Origin of the sequence: Chitinophaga terrae (ex Kim and Jung 2007) (assembly GCF_900107795.1) — a bacterium.
Taxonomy (GTDB): domain Bacteria; phylum Bacteroidota; class Bacteroidia; order Chitinophagales; family Chitinophagaceae; genus Chitinophaga; species Chitinophaga terrae.
In genome coordinates this window covers 435,876-456,576 of record NZ_FNRL01000002.1, presented here as the reverse complement: position 1 = coordinate 456,576, position 20,701 = coordinate 435,876, and the positions used below count along the sequence as shown (strand labels likewise).

At 45.6% G+C, this 20,701-nt stretch carries 15 protein-coding genes and 1 rRNA gene; 6 read left to right on the top strand and 10 right to left on the bottom strand.

What is annotated here, in order from left to right; all coding sequences use genetic code 11:
* From BLV62_RS04000 to BLV62_RS28900, 4 genes are all read right to left on the bottom strand, one after another.
* Positions 1-183: ribosomal RNA gene (locus BLV62_RS04000) — 16S ribosomal RNA — on the bottom strand; the annotation flags it as partial.
* Between the two features lie 551 nt (positions 184-734).
* Positions 735-1,496, bottom strand: coding sequence for a tRNA pseudouridine(38-40) synthase TruA (gene truA / locus BLV62_RS03995; RefSeq protein WP_089758914.1), 762 nt, complete (start codon positions 1,494-1,496; stop codon positions 735-737).
* Positions 1,497-1,520: 24 nt separating this feature from the next.
* On the bottom strand, positions 1,521-2,816 hold the full coding sequence (locus BLV62_RS03990; protein WP_168927867.1) for a DUF4476 domain-containing protein: 1,296 nt from the start codon (positions 2,814-2,816) through the stop codon (positions 1,521-1,523).
* A 169-nt stretch (positions 2,817-2,985) separates the two neighbouring features.
* Positions 2,986-3,483, bottom strand: a complete 498-nt coding sequence (locus BLV62_RS28900) for a biotin/lipoyl-containing protein (RefSeq protein WP_168927868.1) — start codon at positions 3,481-3,483, stop codon at positions 2,986-2,988.
* A 133-nt stretch (positions 3,484-3,616) separates the two neighbouring features.
* On the opposite strand from BLV62_RS28900, the gene BLV62_RS03980 reads away from it, so the two are divergent.
* Positions 3,617-6,166 (top strand): M1 family metallopeptidase, encoded by a 2,550-nt coding sequence (locus BLV62_RS03980; RefSeq protein ID WP_089758908.1) that lies wholly within the window; start codon positions 3,617-3,619, stop codon positions 6,164-6,166.
* Between the two features lie 33 nt (positions 6,167-6,199).
* Here BLV62_RS03980 and BLV62_RS03975 read toward each other — a convergent pair whose 3' ends face one another.
* The 4 genes from BLV62_RS03975 to BLV62_RS03960 are packed head-to-tail and all read right to left on the bottom strand — an operon-like array spanning position 6,200 to position 9,038.
* Positions 6,200-7,120 (bottom strand): DUF1835 domain-containing protein, encoded by a 921-nt coding sequence (locus BLV62_RS03975; protein WP_089758907.1) that lies wholly within the window; start codon positions 7,118-7,120, stop codon positions 6,200-6,202.
* Between the two features lie 19 nt (positions 7,121-7,139).
* A complete protein-coding gene (locus tag BLV62_RS03970; protein WP_089758905.1) occupies positions 7,140-7,910 on the bottom strand; it encodes a TPM domain-containing protein in 771 nt (256 codons plus the stop codon).
* Between the two features lie 34 nt (positions 7,911-7,944).
* Positions 7,945-8,403: a TPM domain-containing protein gene (locus BLV62_RS03965; RefSeq protein WP_089758904.1), complete on the bottom strand. Its 459-nt coding sequence runs from the start codon at positions 8,401-8,403 to the stop codon at positions 7,945-7,947.
* A gap of 56 nt (positions 8,404-8,459) precedes the next feature.
* Complete coding sequence (locus BLV62_RS03960) at positions 8,460-9,038, bottom strand: LemA family protein (RefSeq protein WP_089758902.1); 579 nt, start codon at positions 9,036-9,038, stop codon at positions 8,460-8,462.
* Positions 9,039-9,425: 387 nt separating this feature from the next.
* On the opposite strand from BLV62_RS03960, the gene BLV62_RS03955 reads away from it, so the two are divergent.
* The 5 genes from BLV62_RS03955 to BLV62_RS03935 all read left to right on the top strand — a co-directional run bounded on the left by BLV62_RS03955 (position 9,426) and on the right by BLV62_RS03935 (position 16,055).
* Entirely contained in the window at positions 9,426-9,890 is a 465-nt protein-coding gene (locus BLV62_RS03955; RefSeq protein ID WP_089758900.1) for a response regulator, read from the top strand.
* A 114-nt stretch (positions 9,891-10,004) separates the two neighbouring features.
* Positions 10,005-11,375, top strand: a complete 1,371-nt coding sequence (locus BLV62_RS03950; protein ID WP_089758898.1) for a dipeptidase — start codon at positions 10,005-10,007, stop codon at positions 11,373-11,375.
* A 124-nt stretch (positions 11,376-11,499) separates the two neighbouring features.
* Positions 11,500-11,907 carry an RNA-binding S4 domain-containing protein gene (locus BLV62_RS03945; RefSeq protein WP_089758896.1) on the top strand — a complete coding sequence of 136 codons (408 nt, stop codon included), beginning with the start codon at positions 11,500-11,502 and terminating at the stop codon, positions 11,905-11,907.
* Between the two features lie 371 nt (positions 11,908-12,278).
* Positions 12,279-13,502 carry a diaminopimelate decarboxylase gene (gene lysA, locus BLV62_RS03940; RefSeq protein ID WP_089758894.1) on the top strand — a complete coding sequence of 408 codons (1,224 nt, stop codon included), beginning with the start codon at positions 12,279-12,281 and terminating at the stop codon, positions 13,500-13,502.
* Between the two features lie 210 nt (positions 13,503-13,712).
* Positions 13,713-16,055, top strand: a complete 2,343-nt coding sequence (locus BLV62_RS03935) for a GAF domain-containing protein (protein ID WP_089758892.1) — start codon at positions 13,713-13,715, stop codon at positions 16,053-16,055.
* 43 nt (positions 16,056-16,098) lie between these two features.
* Here the strand turns inward: BLV62_RS03935 and BLV62_RS03930 are convergent, their stop codons facing one another.
* Both BLV62_RS03930 and BLV62_RS03925 read right to left on the bottom strand, forming a co-directional pair.
* Entirely contained in the window at positions 16,099-19,755 is a 3,657-nt protein-coding gene (locus BLV62_RS03930) for a BamA/TamA family outer membrane protein (protein WP_089758890.1), read from the bottom strand.
* Positions 19,752-20,603: a hypothetical protein gene (locus BLV62_RS03925; RefSeq protein ID WP_089758888.1), complete on the bottom strand. Its 852-nt coding sequence runs from the start codon at positions 20,601-20,603 to the stop codon at positions 19,752-19,754. The genes BLV62_RS03930 and BLV62_RS03925 overlap by 4 nt, the downstream gene beginning before the upstream one ends.
* Positions 20,604-20,701 lie beyond the last annotated feature (98 nt).

Genomic DNA, 20,701 nt, shown 5'->3' with positions numbered 1-20,701 from the left:
ATTCCTATGGGGTATTAATCCAAATTTCTCTGGGCTATTCCCCGCTTGAAGGAAGGTTGCGTACGTGTTCCGCACCCGTTTGCCGGTCGCCACCCAGTATTGCTACCTGTGCTGCCCCTCGACTTGCATGTATTAGGCCTGCCGCTAGCGTTCATCCTGAGCCAGGATCAAACTCTCCATTGTAAAGAAGTTGATACCTGACTAATTTCTCTCGAAATCAATCGGATATTTTTTTAATAATGTTAGCTGTTACATTACCTGTTTAAATTGAACCAAACTATCACTAATTTGATTCGTGCTGTTGTTTCCATTCTTTCAAAGAACTTCGATCATTACTGATCTGTTGCTGATGTCTGAGATCCGATCTCTGTGCCCTTGCGGCCTACATCTTAGTTAAGAACTTACCCGTCGTTGTCGTTGGGGTTGCAAAGGTAATTAACTTTTCATTTCTACCAAATCTTTTTCCATTTTTTTTATTGAAAGCGCTAAAGATAATTCAACATACTGCTATCAAACATCCAAGCGTGAAAAATGACCGGAATTAAGAAGAGAAGAACTTTGCAAAAACCGCTTTTTCATCGACGCGGAGCGCAAAGGTAGCAGGTTTTGCATTATATCCAATGCTTTAGCTTAAAAATTTTTTAATCATCTCACAAAGCCCTTGATAACAAAGGGCCCCAGGTTTAACCACCTCACGATAAAGGATAATTGAAAACAGCAGGAAACCCTCCCCGCTAACGCTTAAAATGTATAGGTTCCAACAACCGGTCAGGATAGTTCACCTGCATCAGGAACAAGCCCTGGGGCGGCACCGCAAAATCGGCCCTGGTACAATCTTTACTTTCAATCACCGCCCGGAATTCAGAGAGCGACAGCTTCCCTCTTCCTACCCTTAACATCGTTCCCACCAATCCTCTCACCATTCCTCTCAAAAACCGGTTGGCCTTAACGTTATAGACTATACGGTGTCCCTCTGTCGACCATTGCGATTCCATTATATTACACAGGAAGGTTTTTACCTGGGTGTTCCGCTTAGAGAAGGTAGTAAAATCAGTATACTCAGTAATAATGGAAGCCGCCTCCTGCAAAGCTGCAATATCCAGCCTGTAAGGGAAGAAATATCCCCTGTCTTGCAGGAAAGGATCTTTCTTTGTATATAAAGTATATTCGTAAGCACGGCTCAGCGCCGCAAACCTGCTGTTGGCATCCGGCGGCACAGCATAAACACCATTCAATACCACATCGTCCGGTAAAATGGCATTTATTTTATAAATAAACTGGGGATGTAAAGGAAGTTCTGTATCGAAATGTAAAAAGTTCTGATAGGCATTCACCCCTGCATCTGTACGGCTGGACCCAGTGCTGACGATCGTTTCTCTAAATAAAATACTCAAAGCCCTGTCTACTTCCGCCTGAACGGTATGAGCATTTTCCTGCACCTGAAATCCACTGTAAGCGGCTCCTTTATAAGCTACTTCGATAAAATACCTGTTCATAGGCGGCGAAAATACAGAATTATCCTATCGGCGGATCATTGCCTTGAAACGTTTCTTATAATAATCATCTATCAGCAACGATTCCAGTGCTGCATACTTTTCAGAATCATACACTTTGGAATAACCGTATTCCAGCAACTGGTAACGGGTGTCATCTGCTGTCAGCAACTGGCCCAGGGTTTTCACCTGTGCTGTTTCCAGGCAATAGTTCCGGGATTGCTTCCTGAAAACGTCTATCATGCTGTTATCGGTACGGGCGGCAACAAATTTGCGAAGCAACTTACGGAAAGTAGCATCATCCATAATATTCACACAATCTGAATTCACCAGCCGGACAGCGGGTTTCTTTTCCTCCTCTGTAGCCGCAACTTCCTCTGTTTTCTTCTTTTTCTTTTTGGAAGATGACTGTTCTTCCGGCGCGGCTGCCGACACGCCATAACCGCTCGGATCTGTTATGATATTGGCAGGATGCTCGGTATCATCAAATAACTTACGTTTCTTTTTCCTAGAAGCCTTAGTGGTAGTTTCTTCTACAGGATCTGTATCTGCAACCGGTGTAGTTACTACTGGTGTTTCCTTAGGCGCTTCTGCAGGTTTATCGTTCTGGAATTCAATAAAATCAGGCTCGTCGGACTTTGTCTTATGCTTCTTGTTCCTTTTTGGCCGCTCCTCTTCCACAACCGGTGTCACTACCGCGTCTTCCGCCGCCGAAACTGCAGCGGCTTTGCTTTCTTCCGCCAGCACCGATCTAAGGATATCCTTCTCTTCATCTGTCAACGGCGCCCGGGCCTTTTTCCCGCTCTCCGCTTTCTCCTCTGTTTTTGCAGGCTCGGTAGCTGCAGCAACAGGCACTTCCTCTATATTGCGATCATCTGAAGTAACCACTACTTTATCCAGCGCCGAGGCAAAAGAGTTACCGGATGATGGTTTAGGAGCCGGTTTCTTGGGGCCTGTTACGATGGCTTTATCTGCGAAAGCCGTTTCCAGGTCTTTCTGCAGGTTATTCATCATTTCACCTTTTTCCGTCGCAGTATCAACGTTCGTTGCAGCTGCAACAGCAGGTTCTGTAGCTGTTTCCGGCTCGGTAGCCGCAGCAACTGATCCGCCATCCGGTTTGAGCTCCTTAAATGTTTGTAAATTATATAATGCGTAACTTGAGCTTCCTGAACGTTTCAGCAAATAACCCTGGTCATTTTTCGCGACCCGCAGGTTGAACTGTGCTTCATGGGCCTCTTCTTTAGGAAAACCCACTGTAATATTGGTAGTTCCGTTCTCTAATTCGGGAAGAATGATATACCCACGCTCGGTGGAACTAAGCACTTTACCATTGTGCTTTACATAAAACGGCTGGCCCTTCTCACTTTGAATATATATATAATAATGTTGTTGACGTTGCGCCGATAAAGAGCGGCCCAAGATCAAGCATATACAAAGGAATAGTAATGTTTTAAAACGCATATTATGAATTGAAAATAATCCTTTGCAAATATTATTCCAGCACTATCAACACTTCTCCTTTCTCCACTGCCGTACGTTCCGCAACCTTAATTTCCTTCACGGTTGCATCTGAAGTGGCTTTGAATACATTTTCCATCTTCATTGCTTCCAGTATCAATACCGGGTCTCCTTTTTTGATAGCCTGCCCCGGTGTCACCAAAACTTTTAAAACCAATCCCGGCATCGGTGCTTTGATATCATTCACCTTCCTGGCCATAGCGTCTTTAATGCCCATAGAAGCCAATAGCTGGTCTATCGGTTCTTCCAGCGCTACCTCGAACAGTTGCTGGTTAATCTGCAATACGACAGTTTTGCTTTCTCTATCTACCTTTAAAACCTGAGCCTGGTAACTATAGCCATCCATTATGACGCTATAATCGCCAGACGGAAGCTGCACGGCAGACCAATTCACTTCCCGGTCGTTACAGGTTACTTTTTTATCATGATTGATAGCAAATGCAGATTTGCCATTGACTGTCGCTTTGATCATTGTGTTAATTTTAGACCCTGTGGACAACAAAAATAGCATTTTTAACCACTTAGCTCGTTTTTAGCCCATTTGTTTAAATTTGGGCCTTTGAAAAAATCGCAAGCCGATACTTTTGTTTAAAACAATCTTTTACATGAATCAACAACTGAAGCAATCCTTAATGGGGATGCTGATAGGAGGAATGGCGCTGGCGGGTTTGAATACCCCCCTGTTTGCCCAATCCGAGAAAGCAACCCAGGACGACCCCGCCCTGAAAATTTACAGAGCCTCTGCCACCAAGATCAACGACCTGGTACATACAAAACTGGATGTACGCTTCGATTATGCCAAAAGATACCTGTACGGCAAAGCATGGGTTACCTTAAAACCTCACTTCTACCCTACCGATAGTTTAACCCTCGATGCCAAAGGCATGGATATTAAAGAAGTAGCGTTGGCAAAAGGAGCAGCCAACACTCCTTTAAAATATACCTATGATGGTATGCAGCTGCATATCCAGCTGAATAAAACTTACCAGGCAACAGAATCTTATACTGTATATATCAGTTATACAGCCAAACCTGACGAACTTAAAGTAAAAGGCAGCGCCGCGATCACGAACGCCAAAGGGTTATATTTTATCAACCCTGATGGGAAAGAGCCAAATAAACCTACCCAGATCTGGACACAGGGAGAAACAGAAAGTTCCTCTGTATGGTTCCCGACGATCGATAAAACCAACCAGAAAACGACCCAGGAGATCAGCATGACCGTTGAAAAGAAATATGTAACCCTTTCCAACGGTAAACTGGTAAGCCAGAAAAATAATGCTGACGGTACCCGTACTGATACCTGGAAAATGGACCTGCCTCATTCTCCTTACCTGTTTATGATGGCGGTAGGAGAATATGCTATTGTAAAAGATTCCTGGAAAGGGAAAGAAGTAAGTTATTATGTAGAGAAACCATATGAAAAATATGCCAGGAACATTTTCGGGAACACTCCTGAAATGCTCACCTTCTACTCAAAGATCCTGGGCTACGATTACCCATGGGTAAAATACTCGCAGATCACGGCCAGGGATTATGTTTCCGGGGCTATGGAAAACACCACTGCAACCCTGCACGGGGAGTTCCTGCAAAAGACAGATCGCGAACTGCTGGATAATAATAATTCCAACGAATGCGTAGTGGCCCATGAGCTGTTCCACCACTGGTTTGGCGACCTAGCCACTGCCGAATCATGGAGCAACCTCACGGTGAACGAATCGTTTGCTGATTACAGTGAATACCTCTGGCTGGAACATAAATACGGGAAGGACGCTGCCGACGAACATGCGCTGGAAGCGGCCCAGTCTTATATGTCTATGGTGCAATACAGCGGGGATAAAGACCTGGTGAGATTCCATTACCACGATAAAGAAGACATGTTCGACCAGGTTACCTACCAGAAAGGCGGCAGGATCCTGCATATGCTGAGAAATGCGGTAGGCGACAGCGCCTTCTTCAGGTCACTGAACCTTTACCTGCGTACCAATGCCTTTAAAGCTACCGAAGCTCATCAACTGCGCCTGGCCTTTGAAGAAGTAACCGGCAGGGATATGAACTGGTTCTTTAACCAATGGTATTTCGGAAAGAGCTTCCCGCAATTCGATATAAGCTATAACTATAACGATGCTGCAAAGAAAGTAACGGTGATCATCCAGCAGATCCAGCGTGAGAACAAGACCTGGCAAATCCCGATGGCTATAGACGTTTATGAAGGCAGCAAAGTAACAAGACACAACGTAACGGTTGCCAACCGGGTAGATTCATTCACTTTCGCCTACAACACCAAACCTGACCTGGTAAATGTGGATGCAGAGAAAGTGATCCTATCGAAAACTGACGACCACCGCGCCTTCAGCACCTATGCTTTCCAATACCATCATGCGCCCGGCTACCTGAACCGCCGCATTGCCATTGAAGAAGCTGCAGATGCACAGGCTACTAACCCTGAAGCGCTGAAATTACTTCAGGCTGCACTGAAAGATAAATACCACGGGCTGCGTTCTTACACTATTTCAAAACTGAATTTTGAAAATGAAACAGTAAAAAGCGCCACCCTACCCATCATCCAGGAACTGGCAAAACAGGACCCCAGCTCTCTCGTTCGTGCAGCTGCCCTGGATGCCCTCGGCGCCCTGAAGAACGCACAGTATGCATCCCTGTTTGAAGCGGCCATCAAAGATCCATCCTATGCCGTGGAAGCGGCGGGACTGGAAGGATTAGCCGCCCTGGATATCGATAAAGCCTATACGCTGGCCAAACAATTGCAGAACGATTCGAAAGGCAAGCTGGTAAATGCCATTACAGGCGTTTACGCCAGGAAAGGCAACCCGGATGATGTAGCTTTTGTGGCAAATAAGTTCGACGAAACAAGCGGGCAGGATAAACTGAATGCGGCGTTTGATTACCTGGGCTTCCTTTCCAAGATCAACAATACCGACGCGGTGATCAAAGGAATTGAGCAGGTAAAAGCCATGTGTGTGCAGTTTAACAACCCGCAGGTTAACAACTACATCAGCAACTGGATGCAGGAAATAAGCAGGAAAAAAGCAGATGAAGCAACCGCCGTGAGTGGCGACAATAGAGCTGCACTGGAAAAGCAGGCAGAATATTTTAAAAAGGCATCTGAAGAAGTGAAAAGTTCTTCTAAAGACTAATACGAAGAAAGCGGGGCACAGCGCCCCGCTTTTTTAATCAATTTCTACAAGGCGGTTAAGGGATTGATCCCAGCGCCAGGGGGTTGTGGCAAGCCTGACCCCTCCCAGCCAACGATGTTCCAACGATACATAGTCGAGATAATTTTCCTGTTCTTCCAGTATCTCTCTACCCAGGCTGGTGATCATGAGCAATTGTTCGCGTTCGTCTATCACGCCCGCATCTTCCATGCGATGCACAAGTACGTCTAACTGGAAGTTACTGAAGCCGTATATTTCCAGGTCTCGCCAGAAGAACATATAAAGTACATACCAGCGGTAGCTGCCAAGCGCCAGTTGCAGCAGGAAGTATTGTTCAATGACGCTCAGACCGGTTACTACATCCGGGAAACGTTTTAAGTGGGCGGTAATGGCTGATGGTATATGTTTCAGGTTGCCGGTGGGCATTTTGCTGATGGTTTCCAGCAGCAATGGGGTATCCATGCACCAGGCGTCCCAGATATCTGCGGCCAGTGAGAGATCGTCGGTTTGCAACCGGGTTCGTTTTTCAAAAGCTTTCGGTATGTCTTCTGAGCCTGGGTGATGAGGGAGGTCTACAATACTGATAGGGATTTGTTTATCTATTTTACTGTTGGCTATAAAATGAAGTATGAAGAGGAGGTTTACCTGGGAGAAAAGGTCATATTCGAACCAAAGTACGATTTCGTCTGAAGAGCTGGCGAAGGATACCATCTTCTCCAGCTCAGTGACTACATTGCTATAATAAGTTTGTTTATCGATCCCGTAATGAAACTGCAGGTGTTTGGCCCTGCTTTCGAATAAGGTTGGGAGGTTGTTGGTATTTTTTACCTTGCCTTCGCACATCATTTCCCGGCATATTACTACTTCTCCGGGCACCTCGCATTGCCGAAACAAGGTAAGGGCTGCATCTCCGTTTAACACATGTAGGTATCTCATAAAATAGTTTTCTATTCTTTTACCAACTTCCGCTGGCGCCTCCTCCACCACCAGAACCGCCTCCGAATCCGCCGAAGCCGCCACCGCCAGACCAGCCGCCTCCACTGCTGCTTCCGCTACCCCAACCGCTGCTCATCCCGCCTATTACAGGCCAGATCCATCCGCCACGCCTGTTGTAGGTGGTACCGTTACCGCCACCGCCTCCACGACTGATCATTGCTATTACGATGATGATCAGCATAATGAGGAGAAAAATACCACCTATGCTAATCCCCGAGTCGTCTTTTTTCGGACTGCCTTTATATTCGCCTGCCGCCGCTTTTTCAATAGCGGTAACTGCGTCGTCCAGTCCTTTATAATAATTGCCTTCCCTGAAGGCAGGTTTGATAAAATTGTTGATGATGTCGTTTGCTACTGCATCCGGCACCACTCCTTCCATGCCATACCCGGTTTCAATCCTTATCTTTCTATCCTCAACAGAAACAAGAATCAGCAAGCCATTGTTCTTTTCTTTCGTTCCTATCCCCCATTCTCTCAGGATCTTTAATGCAACCTGGCTGATATCGTAATCGCCAACTGATTTAAGGGTAACGATAGCGATCTGCGTGGAAGTACTGTCGTTATACGCTACCAATCTTCGTTCCAAAGCTTCGTCCTCACTTCCTAGCAGGATCTTCGCAAAATCATTCACTAAAGTTGGAGGATTGGGGCGAGGAGGGATATTCTGTGCATTGGCAAACAGACCTATCAATACAAATAATCCCGGTAATAACCAGCGTAATATCCTCATTGTATAAAATACTAATTCGTTAAGAAAGAATCCCTTATTTGCCGAAAACTATGTCATCAGGCAGTTCATTGGCATCGTTTCCGGCTTCATGTGGGAAATGGGTTCGGAGAGAAGCGCCAATTTCCGCGATACAGGCTTCAATTCCTTCGATGATCCGATCGCGTTGAAAGTGGCTGATGAGCAGCTCCGCTTCTTTTTCCCAGAAATCGTTGCCTACTTTCTCATGAATACCCTGGTCGCCTAAAATCGCGAACTGGTGATCTTTGATGGCCACGTATACCAATACCCCGTTGCGCAACCTTGTTTTAGCCATATCAAGGGAATTAAAAACTTCCTGGGCGCGTTCAAGGGGATTTACGTATTTACAGTGGTTTTCGACAAATAGTCTGATTTCTCCGGATGTTAATCGTTCTGCCACCCGGATAGCCTGCACCAATCTGTTCTTTTCTGTTTCGGAGAAAATTTCTTTTTGTTTTAAAAAAGGAATGCGCATGCTATAGGTTTATGAAGCCAGGAGTTTGAATTCTCCTGGCTTACTCAATGAATTAATCAGAACTTTACCTGCGGGGCAGTTGCTGCGCCCTGATCGGCTTCGAAATAAGGTTTTTGTTTAAACCCGCCGATACCGGCAATAATATTATTAGGGAACGTTCTTACGGCACTGTTATAATCTTTTACCACTGCGTTAAAATCGTTCCTGGCAACATTGATCCTGTTTTCAGTTCCTTCCAGTTGGGCCTGGAGGTTCTGGAAGTTAGCATTAGCTTTCAGTTCCGGATAATTTTCTGAAACTGCCAGTAAACGTCCCAATGCGGCTCCTAACTGGCCCTGGGCCTGTTGGAACTGTTGCAGTTTTTCGGGGGTCAGATCGCTGGGGTCTACCTTGATCTGCGTAGCGCTGGCGCGGGCCTGGGTTACTTTTTCCAGGGTTTCCTGTTCAAAATTGGCGGCGCCCTTTACGGTAGCAACCAGGTTAGGGATAAGATCTGCACGGCGTTGATAGCTGCTTTGTACAACTCCCCACTTTTCTTTCACTGCTTCGTCCTTGTTTACAAGACCATTGTACTTTCCGCAACCAAACAATACTAGAATTGCCGCAATGACAATGACAATAATACCTGTTTTCATCTGAATTAAAATTTAAGTTTAGGTGCCGTCCGTTGTGCAAAACACATTCCTGTTTTGACCACTTCGGGCAGAAGTAGTTGATTTACCCGGTGAGTGCTATAAAAAAAGCGGTGAACGCACGATTTTCATAACTATACGAAAATAGGGAAACTCGTCCACTAAACCGCCCGATGGATAAGGAAACGGCATTTTTTTAAAAAAGTTCAGTCATCCTTGAAATATTCATCATAAAACAGTATGTTTATATGTACCTTTGTAACGGTTAAACCCTAAACGGTTTAATCAATTTAAGGTGAATGGGGCAGAGAAAAGGACGCAACATCTCAATTAAAAAGTTTCATTGTTTCTAACTCATTTATTATCAATAATAGGATTAAGTCTGCTTAAATGAGTGCACAACACATTCATATACTTTATATAGACGATGAAATACACAACCTGAATGCTTTTAAAGCATCTTTTAGGAGAATGTACAGCGTTGTTACCGCCACTTCTGCTGAAGAAGCAGAGAAATTGCTTGCCGAACAGGAGTTTCATATCATCATCTCTGACCAGCGGATGCCTAAAATGACAGGCATCGAATTTTTCGAATCAATACTGGACAAGTACCCTGAACCTATCCGCATGCTGCTGACCGGCTATGCCGACATCAATGCAGTAGTAGATGCTATCAACAAAGGACAGGTTTATAAGTATTTTTCCAAACCCTGGAATGAAGATGAGTTGAAGCATAACATCGATAAAGCCTATGAAGTATATGCCTTACGTAAAGAGAACAGGGAGTTGACAGCCAAGCTGCTGGACGTTAACCAAAAACTCGAATTCCTGGTAAGGCAGAAACTTATCTCATAAACTGCCGTTTTACCGTCGCTCCTCTCCTATACCGAAATTTACCCAACCGGAAAAATTTCCAAATATTGATTTTCCGTTAACTTGCACCCCATTGTGAACTTAATTTCCTGAATCATGCAAGTTTGGAAAGATTACCAGGCAGAGAACAAAGACCGTTTTCTGGACGAATTACTGGCATTATTGCGCATCCCTTCTGTGAGTGCAGATTCCCGGTATAATGAAGATACCCGTAAATGTGCGGAAGCTGTAAAACAGCGCCTGCAGGAAGCGGGTGCGGAGAATGTAGAAGTATGTGCAACCGCCGGCCATCCGATTGTATACGGAGAAAAAATTATAGACCCTTCTTTACCTACCGTACTGGTATACGGACATTACGACGTTCAGCCGGCCGACCCGCTGGATCTCTGGCATAGCGGCCCGTTCGAACCTGTGATTAAAGACGGTAACATATACGCCCGCGGAAGCGCAGACGACAAAGGACAGTTTTACATGCATGTAAAAGCCTTTGAAACAATGAATAAAACCAACACCCTGCCTTGCAATATCAAATTCATGATAGAAGGGGAAGAAGAAGTTGGTTCCGCTAACCTGGGCATCTTCCTGAAAGACAATAAAGAAAGACTGAAAGCTGATGTAGTACTGATCTCCGATACTTCCATGATCAGCCTGGAAAACCCGTCTATCGACACCGGTTTACGCGGTCTTTCCTACATGGAAGTAGAAGTGACAGGCCCGAACCGCGACCTGCACAGTGGCGTATATGGCGGCGCAGTTGCCAATCCCGCCACTATCCTGGCAAAAATGATCGCTTCCCTGCACGACGAAAACAATCATATTACCATCCCTGGCTTCTACGACAAGGTGCAAACACTGAGCGACGAAGACAGGAAAGCGCTCAATGCAGCCCCATTTGATGAGGAAGAATATAAAAAAGACCTGGGGGTAGATGAACTGTGGGGAGAGAAAGGGTATACTACGATAGAAAGAACAGGCATACGCCCAACCCTGGAAGTGAACGGTATCTGGGGTGGTTATACCGGCGAAGGTTCTAAAACCGTATTGCCTTCCAAAGCATACGCGAAAATCTCTATGCGCCTGGTTCCCGACCAGGATTGGCACGAAATCTCCGATCTCTTTGCCAAACATTTTGAAGCGATTGCGCCTAAGAGCGTAAAGGTGAAAGTAACCAAGCATCATGGCGGCAGTCCTTACGTTACTCCAACAGATGCGGTAGCGTTCAAAGCAGCGCAGAAAGCTATCAATGCTACATTTGGCAAAGACCCGATCCCGGTGCGCGGTGGCGGAAGTATTCCTATTGTAGCCCTTTTCGAAAAAGAGCTGGGGTTAAAGACCATCCTTATGGGATTTGGCCTGGATAGCGATAACCTGCATTCGCCTAACGAAAAGTATGGATTGGAAAACTACTATAAGGGTATTGAAACCATCCCTTATTTCCACCAGTACTTCGCGGAAATGAGTAAATAACTATCGTTTTAACGGCATACAGGATCGGAGTAATTAAAAATACGGGATTGCAGCATTCTTCGTATTTTTAATGTTACTCCGATCCTTTTGTATTAAAGGAAGTGATTTAGTTAGAATAAGTAATATGAGTAACACAACAACAGAAAAAGTACGGGTAGATAAATACTTATGGTCTATACGGGTGTTTAAAACCCGCAACCAGGCTTCTACGGCCTGCGATACAGGAAAAGTTAAGATGAACGGCGCCCCCGTAAAGGCAGCCAAAGCAGTGTCTGTAGGTGATAAATTTGAGATCAGGGGAGAAAACCGCCGTTGGGTGATAGAAGTAACCGGCATTATTTCCAACCGGGTTGCCTATAGTGAAGCTATCAAATATTATATAGATAATACCCCTGATGAGGGTAAGTTGGATGCAGCCTACATACCGTCGGCTTTCCAGACGGGTAAACGCCAGAGTAAGATCGGGCGGCCTACCAAGAAAGACAGGCGGAGTATTGAAGGGTTTATGGAAGGAGGTGTGGAGGAAGAGTAGGGAGTTGAAGGCCTGACAGCTTTAAGAAAGGTTCCTCTTTATACTTCAGAGGCGCCTTTTTATTTTTATAGCCTGTCTTTTAGCTCCTGCTGTATTTCCCAGGCAGATCTTTTATTCTTTCTATTTCGGCTTTAATTGAAGCAGCAGGCATCAGTAAAATGGAAAAGCAGGCAACGCTTGTGCTGGAAGTGGCGCTGTCTGAATTGTTTACCAGGTAATATGACTGGAGCCTGTAGACTCTCTGAACGATGTTTCCCCCGGACTTTATCAACCCGGGCAGCAGTTATAGCGGATTCTCCCCGATTTTCTAAAATTTCTCACTTTTGCGTAGTAATTTTGCCAACTCATATATTAAAAAATAAGGATTATCAATGCCTAAACAAAGCGACGTACTCTCTGCAGATTTCCTTGTGAAAGTAGCAGAAGAATTTGGTACACCTGTGTATGTGTATCATGCAGAAAAGATTAAAAATCAATACGAAAAGCTGCAAAAGGCTTTCCACAAGACCAACACCCGCTTTTTTTACGCTTGCAAGGCATTGACCAATATCAATATCCTTAAGTATATCAATTCACTGGGCTGCGGTCTTGATACGGTATCTATCCAGGAAGTACAACTGGGCCTTAAAGCCGGTTTCGATCCGAAGAACATCATTTTCACTCCAAACTGCGTGGATCTCCAGGAGATCATCGCAGCAAAGGAACTGGGCGTTATCATCAATATAGACAACCTCAGCATCCTGGAGCAATTCGGTAATAAATTCGGAGGTAGCTACCCTATCTGCATCCGCCTGAACCCGCACATCATGGCGGGAGGCAACTTCAAGATCTCCACCGGGCATATCGACAGTAAATTCGGTATCTCTATCCACCAGATGCGCCATATAGAACGCATTATTAATTCTACTAAACTGAAGGTGACCGGCCTGCATATGCATACCGGCTCCGAGATTAAAGACGTAGACGTTTTCCTGCGTGGCGTAGAGGTAATGTTTGAAATGGTTCAGCACTTCCCGGACCTGGAATCAATTGACCTGGGCAGTGGATTCAAAGTAGCTTATCAACAGGGCGACCCTGAAACAGATATAGACCTGCTGGGCAAAAAACTGAGCGAAGCATTTAATAATTTCGCCAAGTCTTATGTTCGTCCGCTGGAACTCTGGTTCGAACCAGGAAAATACCTGGTAAGCCAGGCCGGCTACTTTGTTGTAAAGGCTAATGTTATTAAGCAAACAACGGCTAACGTATTTGTAGGGGTTAATTCAGGCTTCAACCACCTGATCCGCCCTATGTTTTATGATGCATTCCACCTGATCCGCAATATTTCCAATCCTAAAGGCACGGAAAGGATCTATACCGTGGTAGGAAATATCTGCGAGACAGATACTTTTGGATGGGACAGGAAGATCAATGAAGTAAGGGAAGGTGATTACCTGGTATTTTATAACGCCGGCGCGTATGGTTTCGAAATGTCATCTAACTTCAACTCCCGCTTAAAACCAGCAGAAGTAATGATAAAAGATGGCAAACCGTTCCTTATCCGCAGAAGAGATACATTGGAAGACTTACTGAAGAATCAAATTGAAATACAGTAAGATATAAATACAATATTTTCCTGGTTTAAGAAATATTTTAAGCCAGGAAAATATTAACGGCTTTATTTAAAATATCGTTCCTACCTTTACGTCTACATTACTACCCTCCCTCTGTTTTTCCTGCACTGTATAACTACTGTTATAGTATCAATATAAATAACTAGATTATCTGGCACTAAAAGGTTAGCCTTTGGATATAATTATACGAGCATGAAAGTTTTAACAGCACACCCCGGATTATTTAACGACGATAATACAATAGAGTCAAATATATCGTTCGTGCCATTCTTAAACTTCCTGAAACAAAGAATTGCTCAGGATCCTTCAGATGCACGTACTTCTTTTTATAAACTGATCATAGATAAATTCGAAAGCAATCCTGCTACTTTACAACCGATCCCCGCTACTTCAGAAAGCGATCTGTCGAAGTACCAGGATTACCTCGATCTTATCACCGCAGCTATCTTCCCGGTTACCACCAACCCCGAATCCGATATCTACGGTATCGGCGTTCCTTACAGGTTTGCCATCTTCTATTATTCAGACCTTTTCAAACAACTGTTCTCGGAAGACGGCAGGGAGCTGATAGCGGTGCCCGACGGCATTTCTGTGCAACAGGTAAAAAAGGACAAGATCACCTGGTTGTATAAACTTATCCTGGAAAAGCTCTATCACTTCCCTATGAGCTACAAAAATGATATCATCCACACACTTGTTGCGCCGGATGGTACCAAAAAGTTCATGAAGGTGAACATAGATCCCAGGTTCGTGGATGTAAAGGTAAAGGGCGAATTGCCTTCGCTTGATTACAACCTGTTCTGTTCAAAACAGATCACGCCGGAAACCCTGCTGAAAATACTGCCTCCAAGCATGTTCAGGCTGGAAGGATTTGTGATCTGGACAGTAAAAGACGTTACCCAGTCAGAAAGCCTGAACACTATCAAATCGCTGGTAATGAATATGCGCTCCAGCAATGAAGTGGAGAGCTACCATGCTGCCGAACGCCTCATTCCAACCATACTCGGGCTTCCCGACATTACAGCGCACCTTGTTCCATTCCCTAAAGTGAATGGTAAAAATGTGCTGGAAGAGCAATTTGTAACTACAGACCCTATCCTGGGCATCGGTAACAAAAAGCAACAGCAACACTTCTTCCAACTGGTATTGGAACAACTGCAAAACAATCCTAATCCGCTGGTGATTCCGGATGTGGATGACACTTCCATTGCAGCTCATCCTTTCCTGAAATACCTGCCTATTAAGAACATAAAGAGCTTCCTCGTATTGCCTATCACCCACAAAAAAGAAGTGCTGGGCATGCTCGAACTGGCTTCCTCTGTTCCTAACAGGCTGTCTGTTGAGCCTCTCTGGCGCCTGCAGAATACCTACCCGCTCCTGGTACTGATGCTCAACCGAAGCATCAGCATCCTCGAAAACAGGCTGAATGAGGTTATAAAAGATCAGTTTACAGCTTTGCAACCTTCTGTTGAATGGAAGTTCATCGACGAGGCATGGAAATACCTGCTAACGCCGGAGGATGAACGAAAAGATATTGAAAGCATCAGCTTTGAAGACGTATACCCGTTATATGGCGCAGTTGATATCAGGAATTCGTCTGTGCAGCAGGGAAACGCTATCAGGGAAGACTTGCAGGAACAACTGGAACTGATCCGCGATACCCTTATCGCCATCGGCCAATCCATCCACCTGCCGCTGCTGGAAGAGCTGCTCTACAAAACGAACGACTTCCTGCTGGGCCTTACAGACAACCTTCCTGCCGGTGAAGATATCAAGGTGAACGAGTTCATGAAACATGAAATACAACCCGTATTGCAACACCTCTGCGAAGGTAACGAAGAGCTGAAACCGCTGCTGGAAAACTACTTTGCCAAGATCGACAAGTCCGAAGGTCATGTATTCCGCCACCGGAGAGAGTATGAAGACAGTCTTTCTACCATTAACACTGCTATCAGTCAATACCTGGAAAAAGAAAGACAATACATACAGCAAAGTTTCCCTTGCTATTTCGAGAAATACAGGACAGACGGGGTTGAATATACCATCTACATAGGCCAGTCTATCGCCCATGAGAAGAAGTTCGACAACTTATACCTGCGCAATCTCCGCCTGTGGCAACTTTCATCTATGGCGCACATCGCAAGGCTTACCCACAAGATTGGCCCTAAGCTGAAGGTACCGCTGGAAACAACCCAACTGATCTTAATGCACAGCTCTCCTATCACCATCAGCTTCAGAAGCGATGAAAGACGTTTCGATGTGGAAGGCGCTTATAACATCCGCTACGAGATCATCAAAAAACGGATCGACAAAGTGCATATCAAGGATACCGGCGAAAGGCTTACCCAGCCTGGCACAATTGCCATGGTATATTCTTATGTGAGAGAAATGGAAGAATTGAAAAAATACATCACCTTCCTGCAAAGCAAGCAAATCCTGGAACCTGAAGTAGAAGAACTGGAGCTGGAAGAACTACAGGGAGTGAGCGGTCTGAAAGCCTTAAGAGTAAAGGTTAACATGAACCCTCCGTTATAAAAATTAAGCCGGGGTATCGTCTGCCCCGGCTTAAAAATAAAGTTTAGAACCTGAATCCCAGGGTAAAATACCCGATCGTCTCTTCTGTTGAATGCCCTAATGCTGCCGTAACGATCAAGGCATTGATCGGCGCCAGGTAAATACCTCCACCAAATCCATCGTGCCACACATGAGAGGTTTCCCCTGTTTTCCATACCCTTCCCACATCGTTAAATGCAAGCAGGCCAACGCTGGCCGGGAACAGGTAAGTACGTAATTCAAATAATTTCACCCTGATCTCGGTATTGTTGTACGCGAGTGCATCGCCGGCAAAACGATAGTTGCGGTAGCCCCGCAGGTTGATCACACCTCCTGCTGTTAACGCCTGGAAGTATTCATAATTCCCCCAGATCTTTCCGCCGCCGAAACGGGTTACGATCACCACGTTGGCGGGGTCGGTGAAGCTCAGGTACAAACTCATGTCGGATGTCAGCTGGTGCGTGTTGTAGCTGTTCTTATCCAGGCCTATATTGGCCGAATACACTGTATTCCACAACAACCCCCGGGTAGGAATAAGCTGGTTATTTCGTGTATCTATCGTGGCCACTATCTTTCCGCCACTGTATATTTTGTTTTTAAAGATACTGGCCGAGTCTAACCCATTATGAGCGAAGTTGGTAATATACCTGTGATTGTTTTCGTCTTTATCCAGGGCGTAGTAGTTGAAAGTTGGACCATAAGAAACAGAGAAATGAGCTCCCAGCTTTGTTCTAAGCAATCCTTCGGCGGTATACATATTGAACCTTGCCCGGTAGTAGGAAATAGTTTTACCGCCCGATTTGTCGAACACTGTTTCATTACCCAAGCCAAAGAAGTTGATAGTATTGTTAGGCGCTTTGGCACGGGCTAACAGCACCAGGTCGGTTTTGCCGATCACATCTGTATATTCTCCCTGGTACCTGAAATTCCATGCTTTGGTTGCCAGTGCGTGGGTTGCGGTAAAAACATGCTTGGTAGAGAAAGGTTCTCTTCTCCAGGCATGGCGGGTATCAGTAAAGCCAAGACCTAACAATAAACCATCGTCCCTGTTATAACCCGCAGCAAGCATAGGAACAAACTTCTCATACTGGAACGCATCTCTTTTGTATTTAATATTGGCCGGATCGGAAGATAAACGGCGTTGCTCATTACCACTAAGCGCAAAAGAATCCCTGCCGTTCTTCATATCATAAACGCGTATACGTTTCCCGGCCCTGGTTGTGGTACTGTCCAGGTACGTGTCCGGCTCCGCTCCGCCGATCAGCCGAACACGTATAGGCGTGGCATGATCTCCTCTTACTACAAACTGATCGCCGCCGCCCAGGCCATAAACATTCACTTCTTTTGTGACACGCGGATCGAAAGTCCTTGAATAGATGCTCTGTTGCACTTCTCCCTTCTTGCTGATCTTATTGATGTTCAAGGCCACTTCTCCTCCTTTCAGCTTATCAACGGTGATCAGCTCCGTTTTTTCTGTAGCCGGAATATCCACTGCCTTCGCGAGGAAGCGGTAATATTTCATAACATTTTCTTCCAGGATGTTACGACGGGCAGATAAACGATGCAGCATCATTGGGCCTACCTGGGCTTTTATAGAATCCGGGAAAGCGTTAACCGCAGCCTGGATAACGCTGTCTGTCATTTTTTTGAGGAACTTCTCCGTCTGTTTCCTCCAGTCCTTTTCATCCAGTTCATTCATGAAAGAGCGATCGAAATACCTGGCGCTAAAGTTAAACCCGTTAATATCAGGTATCTGGTCCCTGAATCCCTGGATGCCTGGCAGCAGCCATGGCCGTGCAGCCAGCCGTGGTATTACTCCCTGGTTCAGGAAAAAAGCCTGGTCCCTGTCTCTCGGTACCGGGTAATAATAATGTGTTCCTTTATGTTTTTCGCGGTACCAACGCCATTGATCATCGTGCCTGTCGAAGTCCATGATGTACATATCCAGCAGCCGTGCGCGGAGTACCGATTTCTGATCTACCCTTTCATCATTATCTCCCGTTATCTTGCCAACTACTTTAGGGGTATTATAGGTTTTATCACCTTTTCCTGTTTCCGGTTCTCTTTCTTCAAACAAAAAGACATCATTGCCAAAATCACTTGCCAGCAATCCCAGGGCTGTATCTCTTGGGAGATAAACGAAAGTAGGGTGCGTATGGGGCACTCCCTCCGCTTCTGCCAGCACAGCTACTGCCAGGGGCGCGTAAGGATTGGCTGCCGAGATCTGGTCCTGCACTACATCTTTCGCAATAGTTTCCCTTAATAATTCAGGAATTGCAGCCAGCGGGTATTTCTTCAGCGATCTTAATACGTATTCCGTACCGGTGCTGTCTTCCAGGCGGAGGGAATGGGTTTGTTTACCGCCGCCCCGCTGCAATACTTTAAGCCCGCCTTTCGCGGTAGCCAGGTTTAGCACCGGGAAATTCAGCGGCGTGGCCCAAACCTTCCTGTAATTATCTCCCAGTATCCATCTTTTAAACCCGCCGGCGCTTACGTATTGTGAATCGGCAACTGTACGGATATAGGCCGGTAACTGTGAAGGCAATGTATAAGCCACCGCCATCCGTTGTTTTTCCTGCAACCTGTGAAGGTCGCTGGTGAATACGGGTTCCTTTCCTTTCTCTGCCACATAAAACTTAGAGGTCAACGTACTGTCGGATAAGAGTTCTATCACCGCAAACCCATTTTCTGTGCTTGTATACAAGGCTTTGGGCCCTTTATGTACCCGGTTGTTCTTTGCCCCGCTGCCACTGACGATATAGTCGTTCCCTTTATCTTTTATCATTTGCAGGGTATGATCATGCCCTGATACAAATACAACAGAGCCATGCGGTTTCAATGCCTCTTCCACGCCTTTGATCATGGCCTGGTATTTAGGATGGGGCATATCTTCCGGCGTTCCGAACACTCCCCTTGCCAGCGGATAAATAGACCCGATCACCGGCAGCGGGATATAGAGGTAAGGCCTGAGGTCTGTCAACGGGAAAATGTGTTGCTTGATGGTGTAATAACCACCATGGGGTCCATAACTTCTGAATGGATGATGCGTAGCGAAAATGATGATCTTATCCCTGTTCGCGGCGGCGATGTCGCCTATTTTGGTAAGCACTTCGTCGTTATCCTTGCAATCGCAGGACGACTCCAGGCCGGGTTTCTTATAAGGGAATACCCACCATTCGCTATCCATGATGATCAGGGTAATGTCTTTGGAGATATTTACCTCTACAGGGCCAGGACAGCCATCCTTAGGCAGGAAGGTGAAGTTGCTGAGATGCATGGAATCTACATACCGTTGTTGATTGCGGATGATGTCCCAACCATCGGGTTTGCTTTTATCCCAATCGTGGTTGCCGGGGATAATAAAGCCTGTTGCATTGGTGCCCTTTACCAGGTTGATCTGGTAATCCAGTATCTCTTTGGCCATAGCGTATTGACTGCTGAGAGAATCGGGCACTCCCCTGGGGTATACGTTATCGCCCAGGAATATGACAACGTTCCTGTCGTCCTGCAGGTCGAAAGTATTTCGTACTGCGTCAATAACCGGGTTTTTCCCATTGCTGTGAAGTTCGCCAGCATCTCCTACCAGGATTATCCGCTTCACAACAGAGGGCGACTGGGCGGATGTTTCATGAAAAGAGACAGCTAATAAAAGGGTGACAATTGCTAAAAGGATTCTGGTCATCTGGCGTTATAAGTAAATTTAAGAATACTGGCGGTTCCGTCGTAACCTCCTTCGTTGGAGATATACATATCGCCATTCGGGGCAAAATCGATCCCTTCGGGTTGTAAAAACAGCCGGTGCTTCAGGTTATACGCTTCCTGTACGTGGCCGTGCAGGTCGCATATCACGAGCAAGCCGTTTACGGATGCAATGATATACAATCTTTTTTCAACGGGGTGAACGGCGGCTGCCGATGGCTTAAAAAAGCGCATATCCGATCCTGCCAGCTTGGCTATTTCACTATTGTCGAAACGATAGATCGCTACTGTATCAAATGTCCGGGTAGCGAGATCGAAGCTGTAGGCGCTGGTTTTACCTTCTTTCTTATCATCTGCACAATTCTTACAGATCATTACAATCCGGTTACTGTCCTTATCGTAATAGGTAGTTTCAAACTCGCGCTTTCCTGACTTTGGGAACTTGTGATGATCGCTGTATACGGAATCAGTGAACAGTCCGTGCACTTCGAATAAAGAGCCGTTGCTTTTCAGTACAAACCAGCCGCTGTCTGTTTTGCAGATATCTTCATAGTCGCCTGATTTCGCGAACTTATAATGCGGGTACGGCGTTGTTCCGGCAACATCTACCTGGTAAATGCGGCCTTCTTCGTCATTCACCGCCATGATACGGTGTTCATCCGGGTATAGCACAATTCCGCTGATCTCCTGCATGGATTCCCTGACCCGGTAGCGGACAGGGGTTTTCAAATCATAGCCCTTTGGTGAGTTGTAAACTTTCTCCTCCCTGTCGCCAAACGAGTTACACGACAGCAGGAAAGCGAATAATATTAATCCGGCCCGGAGTTTCATAGCATTACTTTATAGCATAAATTTAACTTAAAAATGCAGTAACTTCCGGTGAGAATAAAGAATTATAGCCGGATAACTTTAATAACCTGCTATTTGAT

Bases quoted from the DNA above. Each gene is read 5' to 3' on its own strand.
- truA (WP_089758914.1), bottom strand. From the start codon at position 1,496: ATGAACAGGTATTTTATCGAAGTAGCTTATAAAGGAGCCGCTTACAGT.
- BLV62_RS28900 (WP_168927868.1), bottom strand. From the start codon at position 3,483: ATGATCAAAGCGACAGTCAATGGCAAATCTGCATTTGCTATCAATCAT.
- BLV62_RS03980 (WP_089758908.1), top strand. From the start codon at position 3,617: ATGAATCAACAACTGAAGCAATCCTTAATGGGGATGCTGATAGGAGGA.
- BLV62_RS03975 (WP_089758907.1), bottom strand. From the start codon at position 7,120: ATGAGATACCTACATGTGTTAAACGGAGATGCAGCCCTTACCTTGTTT.
- BLV62_RS03970 (WP_089758905.1), bottom strand. From the start codon at position 7,910: ATGAGGATATTACGCTGGTTATTACCGGGATTATTTGTATTGATAGGT.
- BLV62_RS03965 (WP_089758904.1), bottom strand. From the start codon at position 8,403: ATGCGCATTCCTTTTTTAAAACAAAAAGAAATTTTCTCCGAAACAGAA.
- BLV62_RS03960 (WP_089758902.1), bottom strand. From the start codon at position 9,038: ATGAAAACAGGTATTATTGTCATTGTCATTGCGGCAATTCTAGTATTG.
- BLV62_RS03955 (WP_089758900.1), top strand. From the start codon at position 9,426: ATGAGTGCACAACACATTCATATACTTTATATAGACGATGAAATACAC.
- BLV62_RS03950 (WP_089758898.1), top strand. From the start codon at position 10,005: ATGCAAGTTTGGAAAGATTACCAGGCAGAGAACAAAGACCGTTTTCTG.
- BLV62_RS03945 (WP_089758896.1), top strand. From the start codon at position 11,500: ATGAGTAACACAACAACAGAAAAAGTACGGGTAGATAAATACTTATGG.
- lysA (WP_089758894.1), top strand. From the start codon at position 12,279: ATGCCTAAACAAAGCGACGTACTCTCTGCAGATTTCCTTGTGAAAGTA.
- BLV62_RS03935 (WP_089758892.1), top strand. From the start codon at position 13,713: ATGAAAGTTTTAACAGCACACCCCGGATTATTTAACGACGATAATACA.
- BLV62_RS03930 (WP_089758890.1), bottom strand. From the start codon at position 19,755: ATGACCAGAATCCTTTTAGCAATTGTCACCCTTTTATTAGCTGTCTCT.
- BLV62_RS03925 (WP_089758888.1), bottom strand. From the start codon at position 20,603: ATGAAACTCCGGGCCGGATTAATATTATTCGCTTTCCTGCTGTCGTGT.